17 protein-coding genes are annotated in these 19,571 nt (G+C 67.9%); 6 read left to right on the plus strand and 11 right to left on the minus strand.

Annotated elements, in window-relative coordinates:
• Positions 1 to 116 precede the first annotated feature (116 nt).
• On the plus strand, positions 117 to 737 hold the full coding sequence (locus ABR323_RS11545; protein WP_439449392.1) for a glutathione S-transferase family protein: 621 nt from the start codon (positions 117 to 119) through the stop codon (positions 735 to 737).
• A gap of 96 nt (positions 738 to 833) precedes the next feature.
• On the opposite strand, the gene ABR323_RS11550 is transcribed toward ABR323_RS11545, so the two are convergent.
• Positions 834 to 3,011, minus strand: coding sequence for a primosomal protein N' (locus ABR323_RS11550; protein ID WP_439449393.1), 2,178 nt, complete (start codon positions 3,009 to 3,011; stop codon positions 834 to 836).
• Positions 3,012 to 3,424: 413 nt separating this feature from the next.
• On the opposite strand from ABR323_RS11550, the gene ABR323_RS11555 reads away from it, so the two are divergent.
• The 4 genes from ABR323_RS11555 (at position 3,425) to sppA (ending at position 8,606) form a co-directional block, all read left to right on the plus strand.
• Positions 3,425 to 4,429, plus strand: a complete 1,005-nt coding sequence (locus ABR323_RS11555) for a hypothetical protein (protein WP_439449394.1) — start codon at positions 3,425 to 3,427, stop codon at positions 4,427 to 4,429.
• Complete coding sequence (locus tag ABR323_RS11560) at positions 4,422 to 4,997, plus strand: DUF3106 domain-containing protein (protein ID WP_439449395.1); 576 nt, start codon at positions 4,422 to 4,424, stop codon at positions 4,995 to 4,997. The genes ABR323_RS11555 and ABR323_RS11560 overlap by 8 nt, the downstream gene beginning before the upstream one ends.
• 205 nt (positions 4,998 to 5,202) lie before the next feature.
• Positions 5,203 to 6,567, plus strand: coding sequence for an MATE family efflux transporter (locus tag ABR323_RS11565; RefSeq protein ID WP_439449396.1), 1,365 nt, complete (start codon positions 5,203 to 5,205; stop codon positions 6,565 to 6,567).
• A 116-nt stretch (positions 6,568 to 6,683) separates the two neighbouring features.
• A complete protein-coding gene (gene sppA / locus ABR323_RS11570; protein ID WP_135275259.1) occupies positions 6,684 to 8,606 on the plus strand; it encodes a signal peptide peptidase SppA in 1,923 nt (640 codons plus the stop codon).
• Between the two features lie 106 nt (positions 8,607 to 8,712).
• Here sppA and ABR323_RS11575 read toward each other — a convergent pair whose 3' ends face one another.
• Positions 8,713 to 8,925, minus strand: coding sequence for a hypothetical protein (locus ABR323_RS11575; protein ID WP_135275258.1), 213 nt, complete (start codon positions 8,923 to 8,925; stop codon positions 8,713 to 8,715).
• A gap of 111 nt (positions 8,926 to 9,036) precedes the next feature.
• Here ABR323_RS11575 and ABR323_RS11580 point away from each other — a divergent pair, with 111 nt between their 5' ends.
• Positions 9,037 to 9,813, plus strand: a complete 777-nt coding sequence (locus ABR323_RS11580; protein WP_135275257.1) for an SDR family oxidoreductase — start codon at positions 9,037 to 9,039, stop codon at positions 9,811 to 9,813.
• Positions 9,814 to 9,966: 153 nt separating this feature from the next.
• On the opposite strand, the gene ABR323_RS11585 is transcribed toward ABR323_RS11580, so the two are convergent.
• From ABR323_RS11585 to ABR323_RS11625, 9 genes are all read right to left on the minus strand, one after another.
• The gene (locus ABR323_RS11585) at positions 9,967 to 10,719 is read right to left on the minus strand and encodes a hypothetical protein (protein ID WP_439449397.1); all 753 of its coding nucleotides are present in this window, start codon (positions 10,717 to 10,719) and stop codon (positions 9,967 to 9,969) included.
• A 35-nt stretch (positions 10,720 to 10,754) separates the two neighbouring features.
• On the minus strand, positions 10,755 to 11,444 hold the full coding sequence (locus ABR323_RS11590; protein WP_439449398.1) for a DUF4124 domain-containing protein: 690 nt from the start codon (positions 11,442 to 11,444) through the stop codon (positions 10,755 to 10,757).
• A 43-nt stretch (positions 11,445 to 11,487) separates the two neighbouring features.
• The gene (locus ABR323_RS11595; protein WP_439449399.1) at positions 11,488 to 12,078 is read right to left on the minus strand and encodes a Sua5/YciO/YrdC/YwlC family protein; all 591 of its coding nucleotides are present in this window, start codon (positions 12,076 to 12,078) and stop codon (positions 11,488 to 11,490) included.
• 120 nt (positions 12,079 to 12,198) lie between these two features.
• Positions 12,199 to 14,667, minus strand: a complete 2,469-nt coding sequence (locus ABR323_RS11600) for a DNA topoisomerase I (protein WP_135275253.1) — start codon at positions 14,665 to 14,667, stop codon at positions 12,199 to 12,201.
• Positions 14,668 to 14,859: 192 nt separating this feature from the next.
• Positions 14,860 to 15,792, minus strand: coding sequence for an RDD family protein (locus ABR323_RS11605; RefSeq protein ID WP_439449400.1), 933 nt, complete (start codon positions 15,790 to 15,792; stop codon positions 14,860 to 14,862).
• A gap of 49 nt (positions 15,793 to 15,841) precedes the next feature.
• A complete protein-coding gene (locus ABR323_RS11610; protein ID WP_135275251.1) occupies positions 15,842 to 16,597 on the minus strand; it encodes a pilin in 756 nt (251 codons plus the stop codon).
• A 39-nt stretch (positions 16,598 to 16,636) separates the two neighbouring features.
• Complete coding sequence (locus ABR323_RS11615) at positions 16,637 to 17,110, minus strand: DUF494 family protein (RefSeq protein ID WP_005411195.1); 474 nt, start codon at positions 17,108 to 17,110, stop codon at positions 16,637 to 16,639.
• A 43-nt stretch (positions 17,111 to 17,153) separates the two neighbouring features.
• Positions 17,154 to 18,281 carry a DNA-processing protein DprA gene (dprA, locus tag ABR323_RS11620; protein ID WP_439449401.1) on the minus strand — a complete coding sequence of 376 codons (1,128 nt, stop codon included), beginning with the start codon at positions 18,279 to 18,281 and terminating at the stop codon, positions 17,154 to 17,156.
• Positions 18,282 to 18,410: 129 nt separating this feature from the next.
• The gene (locus ABR323_RS11625) at positions 18,411 to 19,544 is read right to left on the minus strand and encodes a LysM peptidoglycan-binding domain-containing protein (protein WP_439449402.1); all 1,134 of its coding nucleotides are present in this window, start codon (positions 19,542 to 19,544) and stop codon (positions 18,411 to 18,413) included.
• Positions 19,545 to 19,571: the final 27 nt, after the last annotated feature.

The following is a 19,571-nucleotide window of genomic DNA, read 5'->3' on the forward strand; positions in this document are numbered from 1 at the left end:
GTAGTGCCGGCCGCTGGCCGGCAATCCCCAGATCCAGATCCCGCATCGGGCACGCACACACCCCAACCGATCAGGCGTATCGTTGCCGCTCGCATTGCCAGCAAGGGAAAACCCGCATGTTGAAGATCTGGGGCCGTCGCAATTCCAGCAACGTCCGCAAGGTGTTGTGGTGTGCCGAGGAGATCGGCCTGCCGTATGAGTCCATCGAAGTCGGTGGCAGCCACGGCGGCACGCAGACGCCGGAGTACCAGGCGATGAATCCCAACAGCCTGGTGCCGGTGATCGAAGACCACGGCCTGCCGCTGTGGGAATCGAACGCCATCGTGCGTTACCTGAGCGCGCGTTATGCGCTGGGCACGCTGTACGCCGAGGACCCGATGGAGCGTGCCCAGGCCGAGAAGTGGATGGACTGGAGCACCTCGCGGATGGCGCCGCTGTACACCGACCTGATCTGGGGCATCATGCGCACCGCCCCGGCGGACCGCGACGAAGCACGGATCAACGCCGCCGTCGTGCGTGCGGGCGATTACCTGGCGATGGCAGATGCGACCCTGGCCAACCAGCCGTGGTTGTCGGGCGAGAACTTCGCGATGGGCGATATCCCGCTGGGCTCGCTGATCTATGCCTGGTTCGAACTGCCGATCCAGCGCCCGGAGCTGCCGCACCTGGCCGACTGGTACGCCCGCCTGCGCGAGCGGCCGGCCTACCAGCGCGGCGTGATGTCGCCGCTGACGTAAGCGAAAGCGTTCGGGGTCAGAGCCCTTTTCTGCGAAAAGGGATCCGACCCCGATAGCCAAGGGGCGGATCCCACCCGACGGGTGGGCTCTGACCCCTCAATACAGATCCGTCGGATCCACATCCAGCGACCAGCGCACCTTGCGTGCTTCCGGCAGCGCGTAAAGCTGCGGCACCAGCTGCGCCAGCACGCCGTGCAACGGCGGCCGCTGCAGCGCAGACAGCAGCAACTGCGTGCGCTGGTAGCCGGCACGGCGCGGCATCGGTGCCGGCATCGGCCCGTAGGCCTCGACCACGTTCTGTTCGCCCAGCAACTGTCGCGCGGCCAGCAGGAACCCATTGGCGTGCTCGATCTGCTGGGCTTCGGCACGCATCAGCGCCAGGTGTGCGAACGGAGGAAAGCCTGCCGCCTCGCGCTGGTTCAGCTCGGCCTGTGCGAACGGGTGGTAGCCGCCGCTCACCAGCGTTTCCAGCAATGGATGCCCGGGATGGTGGGTCTGCAGCCAGACCTCACCAGGATCACGTGCGCGGCCTGCACGGCCCGCCACCTGGATCAGCTGCTGCGCCAGCTTTTCACTGGCGCGGAAGTCGGCCGAGAACAGGCCTTCATCGATGCCCACCACCACCACCAGGGTCAGCTTGGGCAGGTCGTGGCCCTTGGCCAGAATCTGCGTGCCGACCAGGATGCCAGGCTGGTCACCCAGCTTGGCCAGCTGCTGTTCCAGCGCATCGCGGCGCGAGGTGGTGCCGCGGTCGATGCGCACCACCGGAAAATCGGCGAAGGCACTGACCAGATGTTCTTCCAGCCGCTCGGTGCCGATGCCCTGCGGTTGCAGCGCCAGGCTGCCGCAGGCCGGGCAGGCCAGCGGTGCAGGTTGCCGCGCACCGCAGTGGTGGCACTGCAGGCGGCGGCCGCCCCCATGCACGGTCATCGGCGCATCGCAGCGGTTGCAAGGGGCGGTCCAGCCACAGTCATGGCATAGCAGCACCGGCGCGTAGCCGCGGCGGTTCTTGAATACCAGCACCTGCTGGCCGCGCTGCAGATGCTCGCCGATGCCGGCCAGTACGTCGGCCGAGAGGCCGTCATGCAGCGGGCGCTTGCGTACATCCAGAATGCGCACGCGAGGTGGCCGTGCATCACCGGCGCGCTGCTTCAGGCGCAGGTGGGCGTAGCGCCCGGCGTAGGCGTTGTGCAGGGTTTCCAGCGAAGGGGTGGCGCTGCCCAGCAGCACCGGGATACCCAATGCCTTGGCCCGCACCAGGGCGAAATCGCGTGCGTGGTAGCGGATGCCGTCCTGCTGCTTGTAGCTGCCGTCGTGTTCCTCATCGACGATCAGCAGGCCGGCCTGCGGCAGCGGCGTGAATACTGCCGAGCGGGTGCCGACGATGACCCGCGCTTCGCCACGTGAGGCCGCTGCCCAGACACGCGCGCGCTCGTTGTCGTTCAAGCCGGAATGCAGGGCGTGCACCGCGATACCCAGGCGGCCACGGAAGCGCGCCAGGGTCTGCGGGGTCAGGCCGATTTCCGGCACCAGTACCAGCGCCTGCTTGCCCTGTGCCAGGCAATGGATGATCGCCTGCAGGTAGACCTCCGTCTTGCCGCTGCCGGTCACGCCATCCAGCAGGAACGGCTGGAAACCCGTGACGGCGTTGATCGCGGCCACGGCCTCGGCCTGCTCCGGGTTCAGGCTGGGGCCGGGCAGCGGCTGCGCATGCTGGGGCGCCACGCTCATAGCCACGCGTTCGGCCAGTTCGCGCTTGGCCAGGCTGCGCGCAGCGGTGCGCCAGTCCTGCATGCGTTCGCCCAGCACGTCTTCATCCACGATGGCCTCGGCCAGCAGTTCCGCCAGTTGCCGGGGGCGGCTGCCAGCGCGCAGCTTGTCTCGCTGGACGCGTCCTTCGGCGGTCAGCTGCCAGCCCCAGTGATGGGTGTCGGGCAGCGCCTCGCCATGGCGCAGCGGGCCGGGCAGGGAGGTGCTCAGCACCTCGCCCAGAGGGGCGTGGGTGTAGCGCGCCAGCCATTGCAGGCTCTGCCACAGCTCGCCCTGCAGCAGCGGATGCGGGTCGCACCAGGCCAGCGCTTGGCGCAGGCCCTGACCGTCGTCGGTCTGACCGTGGCCGACCACCACGCCGACCAGCTCGCGGTTGCCGAACGGCACCTTCAGCCGGCAGCCGACCGCGACCGCGGGGGCCTCACCCTCCGGCGACAGGTAGTCGAACAGACGGGGCAGGGGGACGGGCAGGGCGACCTGCAGGGTCGGAATCGGTGAAAGCATCGGGCCAGTGTACCGGGCCATGCGCGCGCGAATGGCGGAGCGCGAGGCGGCCGGGCGACGTCCGCTGAATCATAAATGTCACCTAAATATCGGTGTCCATTGGAGATTCAGTCTTATCCACATGTTCTGTGGATAACGTTGTGTGTTACCGGTCAGCGGGAACGCAGGAAGCCGATGGCGACGGCCTCATGCTCGGGTTGGTCAAAAAATCGCCATATATAAAATGCTTTCATAATCAATAATTTAAGTGTGAAACATTGCTGAAACAGAGTGAATTCAGCTGGATGCCCCAGTTTTCCGCAGCGGGGGCGTGGTGCTGTGCACAACCTGCAGCACGAAGCGCCTGAGGACGCAAGTCCTGCCGGGCGCCGATGGCCTGCCGCTATCATGCCGGTAGACCTTTGGAGTGACCGATGACGGCTGTGCCCGCCCCTGTTTCCTCGACCGCGGCCGGCGCGTTGTCGGCGTTCCTGCGTGGCGTCGAACGCCGTGCCCTGGTGGTGGCTGAACTACAGTGCGGTGAAGCCGCCCGTGCCGAGCAGACCCTGGTGGCGGTGATGCGCGCCTTCGCTGCCGTTGCCAGCGACTTGCCGATGGCGCAGTGGCCGACCCGCTTCTGGACCCTGCTGGGGCAGCGCCAGGCGCTACGCGAGCCGGTGGGCGGGCAGTGGGCGCCACCGTTGGCCGCGCTGGGCGGGATGGAGCCCCTGCCGCGCCTGGCGCTGTTGCTGCGGGTGGGCGGCAGCCTGGATGAGGGCATCGCCATGCGCGTGCTCGACCAGGACGAGGCCAGCTACCAACATCTGCTGGCCGACGCCTGCCCGCGCGATGCCTACGGCCAGCCCGATGCCTCGGCCTGGCGTCAACTGGCCGAACAGGTACAGGCGCGTATCCGCGACCTGCCGGCCAAGCGCCTGCAGCAGTTGCAGCAGCCAGCGGCACCGGCTGCCAACAATGAAACCCCGACCGCCAGCTGGCGCACACCGCAGCGGGATGAGCGTGCGCCTGCCAACGGCAAGCGCCGCCGTGCGAACGCCAAGCCGCGCTGGCGCGGTCCGTTGATCCTGCTGGTGACCGTGGCTGTGCTGCTTGCCGCTGCACTGGGCTGGCGCCATTGGCAGGGCCATGCGCTCGGCAGTGATGCACCGCTGCCGGAGGGTGTCGTGGGCGATGCCGGTCCGGTCACGGTGGAAGCGCTGCCGCCGAGCAAGGTCAACGCCACGCCGGCTGCGACCCCGGCCCAGGCCGCCGACGACGCCACCATGCTGGCCGATCGCGACTATCCGCTGGTGGCCGATGCCAATCTGTATGCCTGGACCGCCGCTGGCGGCCCGCTGCCGGTGGACGAATCGCAATCCAAGCCGAGCCGGCCCGAGCCGGCCAGCGCCACGCTGGAAACTGCTGCTGCCGATGAATAAGACCGTGTTCGCCAGCCTGCTGCTGGCCCTGCCGTTGTCGCTGTCGGCCGCGCCGCAGACCGTAAACGTGCCGTTGCCGCCGCCGTCGCCCGGGACCGAGGTGGCTACCCCGGCTCCCGCCGCTGCGCCGTCGGCGTTTGCCCAGCTCGATGCCCAACAGCAGCGTCAGCGCCGTGCCGACTATGCCGCGTGGCGGGCATTGCCGGAGGGCGAGCGTGAGCGCATCCGCCAGGCCGCGGCGCGATTCAATGCGTTGCCGGCCGATCAGCAGCAGCGACTGCGCCAGCAGTTCCAGGCGCAGGACCAGGCGTTCCGTGAAGGCTGGCGGCTGGGCCCGCAGCTGGGCCTGGAGTTCCCCAAGCTGCACGGCCTGTTCGGCTTCGTGCCGGCGGAACAGCGTGAGGCCGCGCTGGCCGTGCTGCGCCAACTCAGTCCGGCGCAGCTGGCCCAGCTGGCGCTGGTCGCGCAGCGCACGCCGCCGCAGGAACGCGAAGCGGTGCGCAGCGCCTTCCTCGTCGTGCCGGCCACCGAGCGCGACACCTGGCTCAAGCGTCAAGCCGGGCATTAAAAAGGGGACGGAGGGGATTAAGTCGTTTCAGGACCGTCAGTGCCAGATGCGACTTAATCCCCTCCGTCCCCTTTTCTGTGGGGCCTGCTGAAACCCAGCATTCACGCCATGTCATGGGAATGCGCGCGCGGCACGCGTAAGATGGCGGCCCGCAACCCGGTGCCTGTGCCCTTCGCGCGCAACCGTAGTTCGCGTCAAGCACCTTATGTCTACTGCAACCTCCACGCCGCGCTTCAGCAAGGAAGTCGGCGCTACCGGTCTGCTCGCCCTGCCGCTTGTGCTCGGGCATGTCTCCACCGGTCTGATCTCCTTCGTCGACAACGTGATTGCCGGCCACCACGCAACATCCACCCTGGCCGCGGTGACTATCGGCACGGCGCTGCTGTGGCTGCCGATGCTGATCCCGATCGGCACCCTGATCTCGCTCACCGCCTCGGTGTCGCAGCTGCATGGCGCGGGCCGCGAGCGCGAGATCGGCCCGCTGTTCCGGCAGGCACTGTGGCTGGCGCTGGGTCTGGGCCTGATCATGTTCACCTTCCTCACCGTGGTGCCGCCGCTGCTGCCCGCGTTCGGCATCGCGCCGGACATCGTGCCCGGCGCGACCGCGTTCCTGCATGCGGTGCGCTGGGGTGGCCCGGCGCTGACCCTGTACTTCTGCATGCGCTACCTCAGCGAGGGCATGCACTGGACGCTGCCGACCATGCTGATCGGCTTCGGTGGCCTGGTGGTGCTGGCGCCGATGGGCTATGTGCTGGCCAACGGCAAGCTCGGTTTCCCTGAAATGGGCGCCGAAGGCCTGGGCATCGCCTCGGCGGTGATGATGTGGCTGCAGGCGATCGCCTTCGGTACGTATCTGTGGTTCACCAAGCGCTTTGCCCACCTGCAGCTGTTCTCGCACTTCGAAGGCCCTCGCTGGTCGGCCATCTGGGACCTGCTGCGCACCGGCCTGCCGATCGGAATTACGGTGCTGATGGAAGGTGGACTGTTCATCGTTACCGCGCTGCTGATCGGCCGCCTGGGTGCCAACGAAGCGGCTGCGCACCAGATCGCGATCAACGTCGCGCAGTTGTGCTTCATGATCCCGATGGGTGTGGCCGAGGCCACCACCGTGCGCGTGGGCCATGCGGTCGGCCGCGGCGATGGCTTCGGCGTGCGCCGCGCGGCCTGGGCCGGCTACGCGATCATCATGGGTACGCAGACGCTGTCGGCGGCGGTACTGCTGTTCGGCCACGATGCCATCGTCGGTGTCTACACCAACGACCTGGCGGTGGCCGGTCTGGCCTCGACCCTGCTGCTGTACGCGGCCACCTTCCAGTTCCCCGACGGCATCCAGGTGCTGTCGGCGGGTGCGCTGCGCGGCCTGAAGGACACCCGCGTGCCGATGTTCATCGCCATGTTCGCGTACTGGGGCCTGGGCATGCCGCTCGGCGCCGGGCTCGGCCTGGGGCTGGGCATGGGCCCGCAGGGCATGTGGATCGGCCTGATCGTCGGCCTGACCGCCGCCGCCATCCTGATGGGCTGGCGCCTGCGTCGCAGCAGCCTGCGCATCGGCCAGTCCAGCCTGTCCTGATCCTTCCCGCCCGCCCCGATGACCCGTGGCGGGCGATCCCCTGACTTGTGTCCGATGCCGCATCACGCGGCACCGGCTATGCTGGCACTACGGCAAGAAGCCTTCCGGAGCGTTCCATGAATCAACCCGTGCCCCCGCTGCCCCCGGCGCGTCGCAACCCCGTCGCCAGTTTCTTCATCGGGCTGTGGGACGTCATGAATTTCACCCGCCGGTTGATCCTCAACCTGGTGTTCTTCGGCCTGCTGTTCCTGCTGCTGGTGATGTTCGTCATCGCCGCCGGCATGGGCGCCGGTGCCAGCAAATCGCTGCAGGACCGCACGACCCTGGTGATCGCGCCGGAAGGCCGCCTGGTCGAACAGTTCAGCGCCGACCCGGTCAGCCGCGCGCTGGCCAAGGCGGTGGGTGACAACGGCGCCGAAGAGATCCAGCTGCGCGACCTGCTGCGGGTGATCGAGTCGGCCAAGGAAGACAAGAAGGTCGAGCGCGTGGTGCTGGAGCTGGACAAGCTGCAGCCCTCCGGCTTCGCTTCGCTGCGTGAAGTGGCCGCTGCGCTGCAGGACCTGCGTGCGTCCGGCAAGCAGCTGGTGGCCTACAGCGAAAGCATGGGCCAGTCGCAGTACCTGCTGGCGGCGCAGGCCGACGAGGTCTACCTGGACCCGATGGGGTCGGTGGTGCTCGAGGGCCTGGGCCGTTACCGCCAGTACTTCCGCACCGGCCTGCAGGACAAGCTGGGCGTGGACGTGCACCTGTTCAAGGTGGGCGAGTACAAGTCCGCCGCCGAGCCGTACGTGCTCGATGCTGCGTCGCCGGCATCGAAGGAAGCCGACCTGTTCTGGATGAACGACGTGTGGCAGCGCTACCTGGGCGACATCGCCAAGGCCCGCCGCCTGGATCCGGCACAGCTGGCCGCCGGCATCGACACACTGCCGGAAGGCATCTCTGCCGCCGGTGGTGACCTGGCCAAGTTCGCCCTGCAGCAGAAGCTGGTGACCGCGCTGAAGACCCGCGAGGAATTCGAGGATCTGATGATCGAGCGTGGCGTGGCCGACGAAGATGCCGACGGTGGTTTCCGCAACGTCGACTTCGGCCGCTACCTGGCCCTGCTCGACGCGCGCCGCAACCCGGTGGACTCGCGTCCGCAGGTGGCGGTGGTGGTGGCAGCCGGCGAGATCAGCGGTGGCGACCTGCCGGCCGGCCGCATCGGTGGCGAGTCGACCTCGGCGCTGCTGCGTGCCGCGCGTGACGACGAGAATGTGAAGTCGGTGGTGCTGCGCGTCAATTCGCCGGGTGGTGAAGTGTTCGCCTCCGAGCAGATCCGTCGCGAAGTGGTGGCCCTGCAGGCCGCCGGCAAGCCGGTGGTGGTGTCGATGGGCGACCTGGCCGCCTCCGGTGGCTACTGGATCAGCATGAATGCCGATCGCATCTACGCCGATCCGTCGACCATCACCGGTTCGATCGGCATCTTCGGCATGGTGCCGAACTTCAGCCGCGCGCTGGACAAGATCGGCGTGCACACCGACGGTGTCGGTACGACCCGCTTTGCCGGTGCCTTCGACGTTACCCGCCCGATGGACCCGGCCGTGGGCCAGGTCATCCAGTCGGTGATCAACAAGGGTTACGCCGACTTCACCGGTCGTGTTGCCGACGCCCGCAAGAAGCCGGTCGAGGCTGTCGACGAAGTGGCCCGTGGCCGCGTGTGGAGCGGTGCGCAGGCCAAGGAACGCGGCCTGGTCGACGCCTTCGGTGGCCTGAAGGACGCCGTGGCCGATGCCGCCAGCCGTGCCAAGCTGGGCAAGGCCGACGCCTACCGGGTGCGTTACATCGAGAAGGCTGCCACGCCGTTCGCGCAGTTTGTCGGCGGCTTCGCCGGCAGCCGCGCCGGCGCCTGGATGCTGTCCGACTCGGGCATGGCGCGGATGATGCTGGCGCGTGCGATGCCGGAAGTGGACACTCAGCTGCGCTTCGTCGAGAACGCGGCCCGCGACAAGGGCAACGGCGCGCCGGTGAAGGCGCTGGCGTACTGCTTCTGCGGGTTCTGATCGCAGCGTCCATCCACGCATGGCGTGGATCTACTGGAAACGCCCGGCTCTGGCCGGGCGTTTTTGTTTGGCAGCGCCGGGCATGGCCTGGCGCTACCGCTGTAGATCATTGCGTCGCGTCGGCCTCGGCCTTCTGCTCGCGTGCGGCAGCATCTTCCACGGCCTTCTGCGCGCTCTTGGCGCGATCCAGCGGTTCTTGCATCGCACGGGCCATCGCCTGTGGTGCCGGTGGCTTCTCCGGGTTGGGCGTCGGCGGTCGTTGGCACGCTGCCAGCAGCACGGTGGCCAGCAGCGGCGTGGACACGATCAGGATGCGCATGGCGGCTCTCCGCAGTGGGCGTGCGCGCAGTGTCGCATTCCGGGCAGGGGGCTGCCGTGAGCGCGTATCCTTGCCGCATCGAAACACATCGGGCGCGGCCCCGGAGGACACATGACCCAGCAACGGTGGCGCCTGGACGGCCAGACCGCCCTGATCACCGGTGCCAGCGCCGGCATCGGCCTTGCGATCGCACATGAACTGGCGGGCTTCGGCGCCGACCTGATGATCGTCGGGCGCGATATCGACATGCTGGAGACGGTGCGCGACGAACTGCTGGACGTGTATCCGCAGCACCAGGTGCACGCGCTGGCCGCCGATGTCTCCGATGACGAGGACCGCCGGCAGATCCTGGACTGGGTGGAAGACCACAGCGATGGCCTGCACATCCTGGTCAACAACGCCGGTGGCAACATCAGCAAGCCGGCCACCGAGTACTCCGAAGACGAGTGGCGCAACATCTTCGAGACCAATCTGTTCTCGGCGTTCGAACTGTCGCGCTATGCGCACCCGCTGCTGGCACGCCACGCCTCGTCAGCGATCGTCAATGTCGGCAGCGTGTCCGGCCTGACCCATGTGCGCAGCGGCGTGGTCTACGGCATGACCAAGGCCGCGATGCACCAGATGACCCGCAACCTGGCCGTCGAATGGGCCGAAGACGGCATCCGGGTCAACGCGGTAGCGCCGTGGTACATCCGCACGCGGCGCACGTCCGGTCCGTTGTCGGACCCGGACTACTACGAGGAAGTGATCAACCGCACGCCGATGCGCCGCATTGGCGAGCCGGAGGAAGTGGCCGCGGCGGTGGGCTTCCTGTGCCTGCCAGCAGCCAGCTATGTCACTGGCGAGTGCATCGCCGTCGACGGTGGGTTCCTGCGTTACGGGTTCTGATCACCGCCTCCCGCCGGGCATGGCCCGGCGCTGCCCGGACATCGCCGCGGCATGTCCGGCGGAGGTCGAGTAGATCCACGCCATGCGTGGATGCAGTCACCGCGGTACCGGCCCGGCGGAGGTCGAGTAGATCCACGCCATGCGTGGATGCAGTTACCGCGGTACCGGGCAGTTGCTGGCTTCCAGCACACGCTGCAGGCGTTCGCGATCGTCGCGTGCGGCATCGCGGCTCTCCGGCGTGACGAAGCGCTCGCGGCCGCGCGCATCGCGGAAGCGCTGCTGCCAGCTGCCGCAGCGCTGTGCCTCGGGCAGTTCCTCGCAGCGGTCGCGCACCACTTCGCAGCCGGCGGCGTTGACCGGCGTGACACCGCCCAGGCCCTGCACCGTCATCAGTTCGCAGCGACCGGGCGCGGCCTCGTACTCGTACAGATAGCCCCCGCCCTGACCGTCGGTGCACTGGAAGATCGGCGGCAGCGGCGGCTTCGGCGGGCCGTCGCTGGCGGCGGACTGGGCTTCGGCGTCGCGTCGCAGCGTCGCGCTGTCGAGGATCTGGTTGCCGCCTTCGCGTTCAACCATTCCCGCTTCCATGATCGTGCGCCCTTCGTCCGCGCGGCGAGGTGCCGCTGGGGCTGCGGGGGCAAGGGCCGGCACGGGCAGTGCGGGCGGTGCGGGTGCCGGTGCGGCGACGGCAGCGGGTGCGGGCTCGGGCTCGGGCGCAATCACTGCCGGCTGCGCACTGGCGGGGTCTGGAACGCGCAGCACCTGCTGTTTGCTGCCGGCGGGGCAGGGCGTACGCTGCAGGGTCGGCACGTCGCTGCTGCTGGAAGTACAGCGATAGACCACGCCCGTTTCGGCCAGTGCGCTGCCAGGCAGCAAGGCCAGGGCCAGCCAGATCAGTTTGTTCATGCGCACAGCGTACAGGCTGTGATGCGGAGCCGCGCTCAGCGTTGGCAATCGCGCGACATGCGCGCGTCGATGCTGCGCTGTTCGTTGCTGATGGCCGTACGCTCGCTCTGCAGCGCACTGTTGTAGCGACGATCCAGCTCCCAGCGCCGGTCGCGCAGGCGCGCGCACACGTCCTGCGGTGGCAGCGCATGGCAACTGTCACGAACCAGGACGCTGCCGGCGGGAACCTGCACCCCCATGGCGACCGGGGGCGGGCGATAACCTGCGCCTTCACCGATGGCGGTCCCGACCGGTGTGCCAAAGGCTGGACGCGGGCCGGGATGGGCGTGGCCGCGATGCCCGTGCGGCAGCCAGACACTGGTCCACAAGGGGACCCAACGTGGATTGCCTTCGTTGTTGTCGCTGGTGTAGCGCTGGCCATCCTCGGCGACGCACTCGTACATCGGCTGCGGCGGTTGGATGTAGACGTGGCGTACTTCGCGCTCGCGGATGACCGGGGTTTCGGCAGGGGCGGGTGGCGTGGCATCGCTGCGCACCACCCGCGGCGCAGGATCGCGCGGACGCTGCATGTCCCGCACTTCCTGGCGGCCGCTGTTGCAGGGCGTGTCCTGCAGGGCGACGGCGCCATTGCTGGCAACGCAGCGGTACACGCGGACGTCCTCGGCGGCCAGCGCAGTGCATGGCAGCAGCAGGCACAGGCCCAGGGTGGTGCGCAGCAGGTTCATGGCCGCAGGGTGCGCGATTGTCCGTGGCTGTGCAATCGCCGGCTCAGGAGCGCAGCACGTTGCCGCTGAGCGCATCGCGGATCGGGGTTGGCTGGCCCAGGCCACCGGTCTGCCCGTCGAGGATGCCGTCGAGCAGGCGCAGCAGGCGTGGGTCCAGCTCTTCGCGGCTGCGTGCCGGCGGTTCACCGGCCAGATTGGCGCTGGTGGATACCAGGGGGCCGCCCCAGGCGCGGCACAATTCCGCCACCAGCGGGTGGGCACTGATGCGCACGGCGATGCCGCTGTGCTCGCCGGTGACCCAGGGTTGCGCGCGCGGACCGGCTGGCAGGATCCAGGTATTGGCGCCGGGCCAGCTGGCCAGCACTGCACGCTGGCGGGCATCGGGCAGCGCCTGCAGGCGCACCCAACCTTCCAGCTGCGCCAGCTCGGCGGCGACCAGGATCATGCCCTTCTCGATCGGGCGCTGCTTCAGCCGCAGCACCATGTGCACCGCAGCTTCGTGCGACGGGTCGCAACCCAGGCCCCAGACCGCTTCGGTCGGATAGGCGATCACGCCGCCTGCGCGGAGCGAGGCGACAGCAGAGTGCAGGGTGAGTTCTTTCATGGCAGCGACCGGCCCGGCGTGGGCCTTCATTATCCCCCCGCTGTGTGCAGAAGGGGTGGTGGGTGCGGACGGTAGGTGCGGACCGTTGGTCCGCACACCTTGACCCTCATCCACGCATGGCGTGGCAGAGCATCCACGCATGGCGTGGATCTACTTCTTTACAGCGGCCTTCTTGGCCGGGGCCTTCTTCGCGGCGGCCTTCTTGACGGCCTTCTTGGCGGGGGCTTTCTTGGCTGCCGCCTTCTTCGGCGCGGCTTCCTTCTTCACGGCCGCCTTCTTGGCCGGCGCTTTCTTGGCGGCGGCCTTCTTGCCGAAGCCCTTGCGCACCGGCTTGCCGGTTTCTTCCATCAGCTGCTGCACTTCAGCCAGGGTCAGCGATGCCGGCTCGCGATCCTTGGGGATCTTGCCGTTCATCTTGCCGTCGCTGATATACGGACCGAAGCGGCCGTTCAGCACCTGGATGTCACTGCCCTCGAACTCCTTGATGATCCGGTTGCGCGCGATCTCTTCCTTCTCTTCGATCAGGAACACGGCGCGGGCCAGGTCGATGGTGTACGGGTCGTCTTCCTTCTTCAGCGAGGCATAGGTGCTGCCACGCTTGGCGAACGGGCCGAAGCGACCGATGCCGACACTGACATCCTCGCCCTTGTCCTCACCCAGGGCACGCGGCATCAGGAACAGCTCCAGCGCGTCTTCCAGAGTGATGGTGTGCATCGACTGGCCCGGGCGCAGCGAAGCGAACTTGGGCTTCTCCTCGGCGTCCTCGGCGGTGCTGCCGATGGCTGCATACGGCCCGAAGCGGCCCAGGCGCACACTGACCGGCTTGCCGGTCTTGGGGTCGGTGCCCAGTTCGCGTGCACCGCTGGCCTCGGCACGGTCGACCGATTCCTTCTTGTCTTCGACCAGTTCCTTGAACGGCTCCCAGAAGCGCGACATCAGCGGGATCCACTCTTCCTCGCCGCGCGAGACGGCGTCGAGCTCGTCCTCGAGCTTGGCGGTGAAGTCGTAGTCCACGTACCGGGTGAAGTGACTGGACAGGAACTTGGATACCGCGCGGCCGACATCGGACGGGCGGAAGCTGCGGCCTTCCATTTCCACATATTTGCGGAACAGCAAGGTCTGGATGATCGAGGCGTAGGTCGAGGGACGGCCGATGCCGTATTCTTCCAGCGCCTTCACCAGCGCCGCTTCGGTGAAACGCGGCGGCGGCTGGGTGAAATGCTGGTCGGCCACGATGCGTTCCAGCGGCACGCGGTCGCCGGGCTTCATCGCCGGCAGCTTGCGGCCTTCGTCCTCGTCCTCGGCGCTCTTGTTGTCCTTGCCTTCTTCGTACACGGCCAGGAAGCCGGGCACCACCACGGTGGTGCCGCTGGCGCGGAATACATGGTCGCTGCCGGCCGACAGATCGACGCTGACGGTGTTGAGCGTGGCCGGGATCATCTGGCAGGCCACCGCACGCTTCCAGATCAGTTCGTACAGCTTGCGCTCGTCATCGGTCAGGTAGCGCGATACCTGCGCGGGCGTGCGCAGCGCCGACGTCGGGCGCACCGCTTCGTGCGCTTCCTGAGCGTTCTTCGACTTGGTCTGGTAGGTGTTGGGCTGGTCCGGCAGCGAGGCGATGCCGTAGTCACGGGCGATCACGTCGCGGATTTCGGCCAGTGCATCCTGCGACAGGTTCACCGAGTCGGTACGCATGTACGAGATCAGGCCGACGGTGCCTTCGTCGCCGATGGCCACGCCTTCATACAGCTTCTGCGCCACCTGCATGGTCTTGCGGGTAGTGAAGCCGAGCTTGCGCGAGGCCTCCTGCTGCAGCGTGGAGGTGGTGAACGGCGGTGCCGGGCGGCGCTTGCGCTCCTTGCTGGCCACGTCGGTGACGTGCAGCGCACCCTGTGCGGCCTGCTGGATGCGCAGGCGGGCAGCCTCGGCGGTGTCGCCGTCGGTGACGGTGAACTGCTCGAACTTCTGCCCGTCCAGCTTGATCAGCTTGGCGTTGAAGTGCTGCGACGGGTGCGCGCACTCGGCGGCGATCGACCAGTACTCGCGGGCGATGAAGGCTTCGATCTCTTCCTCGCGCTCGACGATCATGCGCAGCGCCGGGCTCTGCACGCGGCCGGCGGACAACCCGCGCTGCACCTTGCGCCACAGCACCGGTGACAGGTTGAAACCGACCAGGTAATCCAGCGCGCGGCGCGCCTGCTGGGCGTCGACCAGGTCGGTGGCGATTTCGCGTGGCTGGCTGATGGCTTCCTTGATCGCGCGCGGGGTGATCTCGGTGAACACCACGCGCTGCATCGGCTTGTCCTTGACCAGCCCGCGTTCCTTCAGGATCTCGGCGATGTGCCAGCTGATCGCCTCACCCTCGCGATCCGGGTCGGTTGCCAGCAGGATGTCGTCGGCGCCCTTGGCAGCCTTGGCGATCGCATCGACGTGCTTTTCGTTCTTGTCGATCACGTCGTAGTGCATGGCGAACCCGTTGTCCGGGTCGACTGCGCCTTCCTTCGGAATCAGGTCACGCACATGCCCATACGAGGCCAGGACGGTGTAGTCCTTGCCGAGGTATTTGTTGATCGTCTTGGCCTTGGCCGGCGATTCAACGATGAGCAGGTGCTTGGGCATGTCGGGAAAGGTCTGTGGGCGGACCGGGGGAAGGGGCCGCTAGGGTGGAGCAAACGGCCGCATTAGTGAAGCGGCCACGGGCAAATCCATAAACTGAACGCCCGGTAGTGTGCCGGGCGTTCAGGTTTCACCTTATTAGAGGAATCACGCCCAGCCAGCCCATGTCAAGCAGCGAGGCGTGAGGATGGCCGTTCATGAGGCCATCTTGGCGATGAAGCCGACCGCGGCCACCAGCAGGACCAGGCCCGCCAGCGACAGCAGCGCGGTCAGCACCAGCACCACGATGGTGACCGTGCCCAGCTCCCGGCGCTGCAGGTGCGGCTGGTCGGTATAGGCCCAGCGGTCGACCACCAGGGTGTCGCAGATCATGTCGTGCAGGCCCTGCTTGCGCTCGGTGAACGCCGCCATCAGGAAGCCGATGCCGAGGGTGAAGCTGCTCAGCAGCATGGCCCAGTAACGACCGAAGGCGCGGGCCTTGGTCAGGCGCTCGCCATTGCCGCGCACGACCTTGATGCCGACGGCCATCTTGCCCAGCGTGGCGCCGCCACGCGAGGCATGGAACCAGGTGTAGTACGCCATGCCGATGCCCAGGTTGATCAGCGCGCTGGCCAGCTGCGCGACGATTTCGATGGACGATTCGCCACTGCCGACCGCACCCATGCTGGCGCCGAGGACCACGCCGAGGATGGCGCCGATGATGCTGCCCGGGATGACCAGCACCAGGTAATCGATCATGTAGGCCGCCACGCGCTTCCAGAAGCCGGCGTAGATCACTTCGCCGCCCACCACTGGCTGTGCATTGCCCGCAGCACCGGCGGCGGCCGGCGCGTTGTACGGCGAGCTGCTGATGGCGCCGGTGCCGGGCAGGGGAGCGGTGCCGTTGTCGATGGCAGCGTAGTCGCCGCGCAGGTCGAAGCCGCCGCTGCTGCTGGCGGTGCCGGCATCGGCCAGCGTCTGCAGCCCGAGCTCGTCGACCACCTGGCGCAGCGCGGCCCACTGCGCCATGCCTTCATGCCAGACCAGGGTGTCCAGGTTCAGTTGGCCGCGCTGGAAGCGCTGGCGGATGTCCTGGACCGGCAGCGGGCCCTGGCGTTGCTGCCCTTCGGCGTAGTACCACTCAGTCATTGCATGTTCCCTGTTGGGTCGTCCTTGGAGGGGATGGCGTACGTGCGGCTCAACCGCGGCACGACGCTGGCAGATACTTGTCGTCGCTTTCGCCGGTGCATTCCCAGCGGCCGCTGTCGCGGTCATATTCCAGCCACAGCAGGTCGCCGTCGATGCTCTTGCCCGGCACGGCCAGCGTGGCTTCGATGCCGCAATGGCCGTTGTTGAAGCGGCCGATGTTCACGGCTGACAGGCCGGCATGGGCGAAGTCGCCCGGTGCCGGGAAGCCTGCGTCGTTGGCGCCCGGGCAGCGGCCTTCGTCATCGGCGAAATGCTGGACCTGGTCCTTCAGCGGCTGCAGCACGGTAACCGCGCCGGAGACCTTGCTGCGCAGGGTGTAGTCGTTGTACGCAGGCAGGGCGATGGCGGCGAGGATGGCCACGATCGGCACCAGCACCAGCAACAGGGCGCCACCGATGATGGCGGTCAGTGCGCAACCTGAGAGTTTCTTCTTCGGAGGCGGCAGCGCCGCAGCCGATGCGCTGGTTGCGTAGGGTGTGGAGGGGGGCAGCACCGGCGGTTGCGGCGGCAGCGCGACGGGTTCCGGTTCGGGCTCGACATCGACCGGCGGTGCGGCGGCGTCCAGCGCCGGCACGATCAGGCCGAGTTCGTCCACGACCGTGCGCAACGGCTGCCATTGCGGCAGCCCGTCGCGCCAGACCAGGGTGTCCAGGGAGATCTGGTTGTTGCGGAACAACTCGACCAACTGTTCCGCCGGCAGCGGGCCTTGCTGCCGGTTGCCTTCTGCATGGAACCACTCGCTCACGGGGACGCTCCTGAATGCGCTATGCCCCCAAGTGTACGGTCAGTGCAGGGGTTCTGGCTCGTCCATGAACATCTGCGTTTCCATCCAGGCATAGGCCGCTTCGGAACCGGGCTGGTTGAACAGCACCATCAGCACGACCCACTTCAGGTCGTCCAGGTCCAGTTCGTCCTGGTCCAGGGCCATGGCGCGGTCCAGCACCAGCTCACGCTGGTCGGCGTCGAGGATGCCGTGCTGTTCCAGGTACAGCAGGAAACCACGGCATTCCACGTCCAGCTTGTCCAGCTCGGGGCCGTGGTAGACGCGCACGGGGCCATCGACCCTTGCCTGGGCCACGCTCGGCCGCTGCGCGGCCAGGGCATCGAGCCAGTCGAATGCCTTGTTGATCTCGGTTGGGCTGAAACCGGCCTGGATCAGGCCGTTCTGCAGCGAATCGCGGTCACGGATCAGGTCCGCATCTTCGCTGAAATAGTGTTCAAACAGGTACAGCAGTACGTCCAGGATGCTCTCTTTCATTGCCCCTCGGCCTGCGTCGCGCGACGCTGTGGAGGTGAAGAAACTAGGGAGTTCGACAGTAGCGGCCGTGTACGCACACCACGATTCCCGCCAGTTCCATGGCCAGCAGCATGGAGGACACCTCGGACGCCGTCAATCCACAGCGCGTGATCAGTGAATCCATACCGCTTGGGTTGTGGTCCAGGGCCCGCCACAAGCACTGGTAGTCAGGGTCGTCGGCCCAGCGTGCCGGCAGGAGCGCCGGCGGTGCCTGTTCAGTGGGGGTGGCCAACCGCGATTGCAAGTCCGGCAGCTGCTGGCGCAGGGCCGGGGCCAGCAGCTCCAGCACTTCCTCGGGGCGCTCCACCAGCGCGGCGCCTTCGCGGATCAGCCGGTGGCAGCCCGCCGCACGTGGATTGAGCACCGAGCCGGGCAGGGCGCAGACCTCGCGGCCGGCCTCGGCGGCCAAGCGTGCCGTGATCAGGGCGCCCGAGCGCTGGGCGGCCTCGACGACCACCGTCGCCAGTGCCAGCCCGGCCACCAGCCGGTTGCGCGCCGGGAAATGGCCAGGCCGTGCCGGTGTGCCCGGCAGGTATTCGCTGAGCACCACGCCTTCGGCCGCGATCTGCGCCTGCAGCCGGGCGTGGTTGTCCGGGTAGGCCCGGTCGGGTCCGGTCCCGATCACTGCCACGGTGCAGCCGCCTGCGTCCAGCGTGGCCTGGTGGGCGGCGGCATCGATACCGGCGGCCAGTCCGCTGGTCACGGCCAGGCCTGCCTCGACGAAGCAGCTGGCAAAACGCGCTGCCAGCGCCCGCCCACCGGGCGTCGGCGAACGGCTGCCGACCAGCGCCACCGAGGGTCGCCACGCCAGGCTGGGGTCGCCGGCCACGAACAGCGCCAGTGGCGGGTTGGGGACGTCCAGCAGGGACGGAGGAAAGGCCGGGTCGGTGAAGGCGAGCAGATGGTGGTTGTCGTCCTGCAGCCAGCGCAGGCCTGCGGCCGAGGTTCGGGTATCGGGGCCTTCCAGTGCCGCGCACTGTTCTGGCGTGCAACCGTGCGCGCGCCAGTTCGCGGCGCCCTGCGTGATCGCAATCTCCGCGCTCCCCGCGGCCTGCAGCAGGGCCCGCCGTGGCGCCAACGCGCCGCCTGCCATCAGCAGGCGCAGCAGCGCCTCATCAATTTGCTTGGTCATTCCCCACTATCGACCGCATGCAACAAAGGCGCCCTAGGGCGCCTTCGCGTGTGGCTGTCAGACTTTGCCGGGAATGCCTGCCGGCCAGCGGCCGGCACTACCCGGGGTGGCCGGGCAGCCCGGCGATGGTTACTTCGCGTCCGGATGCAGCGCGTTGTAGCCCACGCGCACCGGTTTCACGCCCTGCATCACCAGCGCATAGCTGACGTTGTCGAAGGTGCGGAACACCATTGCGTGCGCGGCATACTCATCCGGCATCACCACCCGGCCGACGGTGCCGCTGAGCGCCTCGTCCGTGCGCGAGGAGGTCGGGTACTTCATGCGATCCGCTACATGGCGGCCCGGCCGCCACAGCGAAAACACGGTGCCGTTGTCCACGCCCTGGGAGCGGCCCGCCGAAATCGCGATCACGTCGCGCGGGCCACCCGCGGTGAACATGTCGGTCACCGCCAGCACGCGCACGTCCACGACCTCGACGCTGGCCGCCGGTACATGCGGCACGAACTGCAGGTCGTATGGTCGGGCCTCGACCGGAACCAGACGGTCGCCAACGCGGACCTCGCGGCCGCCCTCGTTCTTGTCCAGCACCAGGGTGGACGCCTGGACCTTGCCGCCGGCGACCTGGGTGATGGTGCCGGTGGCGACCTGGGCCAGTTCATAGCCGAGCACGCCGCGGCGGGGGTTGGGGGCGCTGTAGTCCCGCCACAGGTTGCCGCTGCCCGGGGTGACATCGCCGTTGGCGGTCAGGTCCTCGGTTGGCTTGGGCTGGGCGTAGCGTACGGTCGGGCGGACCACGGCCCAGCGTTGGCCGAGCTGGGCGTCGGCCAGGCGCACGTAGACGGCATGGCCGCTGGTGGCACGCAGGCGTTCTTCTTCCAGGCCGGCCACGGCGGGCAGCTGCTCGATGCTGTCGACCACGCTCAGCTGCTTCAGGAACGGCTCGACCTGGGCCAGCGGAATGGCGTCGATCGGAGCGTCCTGGCGCGGCCCGGGCTGGGACGCCACGGTCACCCGGTCCAGGTAGGCCAGGCTGAGCACGTCACCGGGATAGATCAGGTGCGGATTGGCGATCTGCGGATTGGCCTGCCAGATCTCCGGCCACAGCCACGGCTTCTGCAGGAAACGTGCGGCGATATCCCACAACGTATCCCCTTTTCGGACCACATAGGTGTCCGGGTGCCCGCCATTCACTTCCACGGCGGTAGCATAGGCAGCCACGGTCAGCATCGCCGCGGCGACGACCGTACGAAAACGAAGCAACATAGGTGTGAAGCCCTGATTCCCCAACAG

The organism is Stenotrophomonas sp. ATs4 (assembly GCF_051861585.1).
Lineage (GTDB): Bacteria > Pseudomonadota > Gammaproteobacteria > Xanthomonadales > Xanthomonadaceae > Stenotrophomonas > Stenotrophomonas maltophilia_AS.

Coding starts and splice junctions, on each gene's coding strand:
- ABR323_RS11545 (WP_439449392.1), top strand. CDS start 117: ATGTTGAAGATCTGGGGCCGTCGCAATTCCAGCAACGTCCGCAAGGTG.
- ABR323_RS11550 (WP_439449393.1), bottom strand. CDS start 3,011: ATGCTTTCACCGATTCCGACCCTGCAGGTCGCCCTGCCCGTCCCCCTG.
- ABR323_RS11555 (WP_439449394.1), top strand. CDS start 3,425: ATGACGGCTGTGCCCGCCCCTGTTTCCTCGACCGCGGCCGGCGCGTTG.
- ABR323_RS11560 (WP_439449395.1), top strand. CDS start 4,422: ATGAATAAGACCGTGTTCGCCAGCCTGCTGCTGGCCCTGCCGTTGTCG.
- ABR323_RS11565 (WP_439449396.1), top strand. CDS start 5,203: ATGTCTACTGCAACCTCCACGCCGCGCTTCAGCAAGGAAGTCGGCGCT.
- sppA (WP_135275259.1), top strand. CDS start 6,684: ATGAATCAACCCGTGCCCCCGCTGCCCCCGGCGCGTCGCAACCCCGTC.
- ABR323_RS11575 (WP_135275258.1), bottom strand. CDS start 8,925: ATGCGCATCCTGATCGTGTCCACGCCGCTGCTGGCCACCGTGCTGCTG.
- ABR323_RS11580 (WP_135275257.1), top strand. CDS start 9,037: ATGACCCAGCAACGGTGGCGCCTGGACGGCCAGACCGCCCTGATCACC.
- ABR323_RS11585 (WP_439449397.1), bottom strand. CDS start 10,719: ATGAACAAACTGATCTGGCTGGCCCTGGCCTTGCTGCCTGGCAGCGCA.
- ABR323_RS11590 (WP_439449398.1), bottom strand. CDS start 11,444: ATGAACCTGCTGCGCACCACCCTGGGCCTGTGCCTGCTGCTGCCATGC.
- ABR323_RS11595 (WP_439449399.1), bottom strand. CDS start 12,078: ATGAAGGCCCACGCCGGGCCGGTCGCTGCCATGAAAGAACTCACCCTG.
- ABR323_RS11600 (WP_135275253.1), bottom strand. CDS start 14,667: ATGCCCAAGCACCTGCTCATCGTTGAATCGCCGGCCAAGGCCAAGACG.
- ABR323_RS11605 (WP_439449400.1), bottom strand. CDS start 15,792: ATGACTGAGTGGTACTACGCCGAAGGGCAGCAACGCCAGGGCCCGCTG.
- ABR323_RS11615 (WP_005411195.1), bottom strand. CDS start 17,110: ATGAAAGAGAGCATCCTGGACGTACTGCTGTACCTGTTTGAACACTAT.
- dprA (WP_439449401.1), bottom strand. CDS start 18,281: ATGACCAAGCAAATTGATGAGGCGCTGCTGCGCCTGCTGATGGCAGGC.
- ABR323_RS11625 (WP_439449402.1), bottom strand. CDS start 19,544: ATGTTGCTTCGTTTTCGTACGGTCGTCGCCGCGGCGATGCTGACCGTG.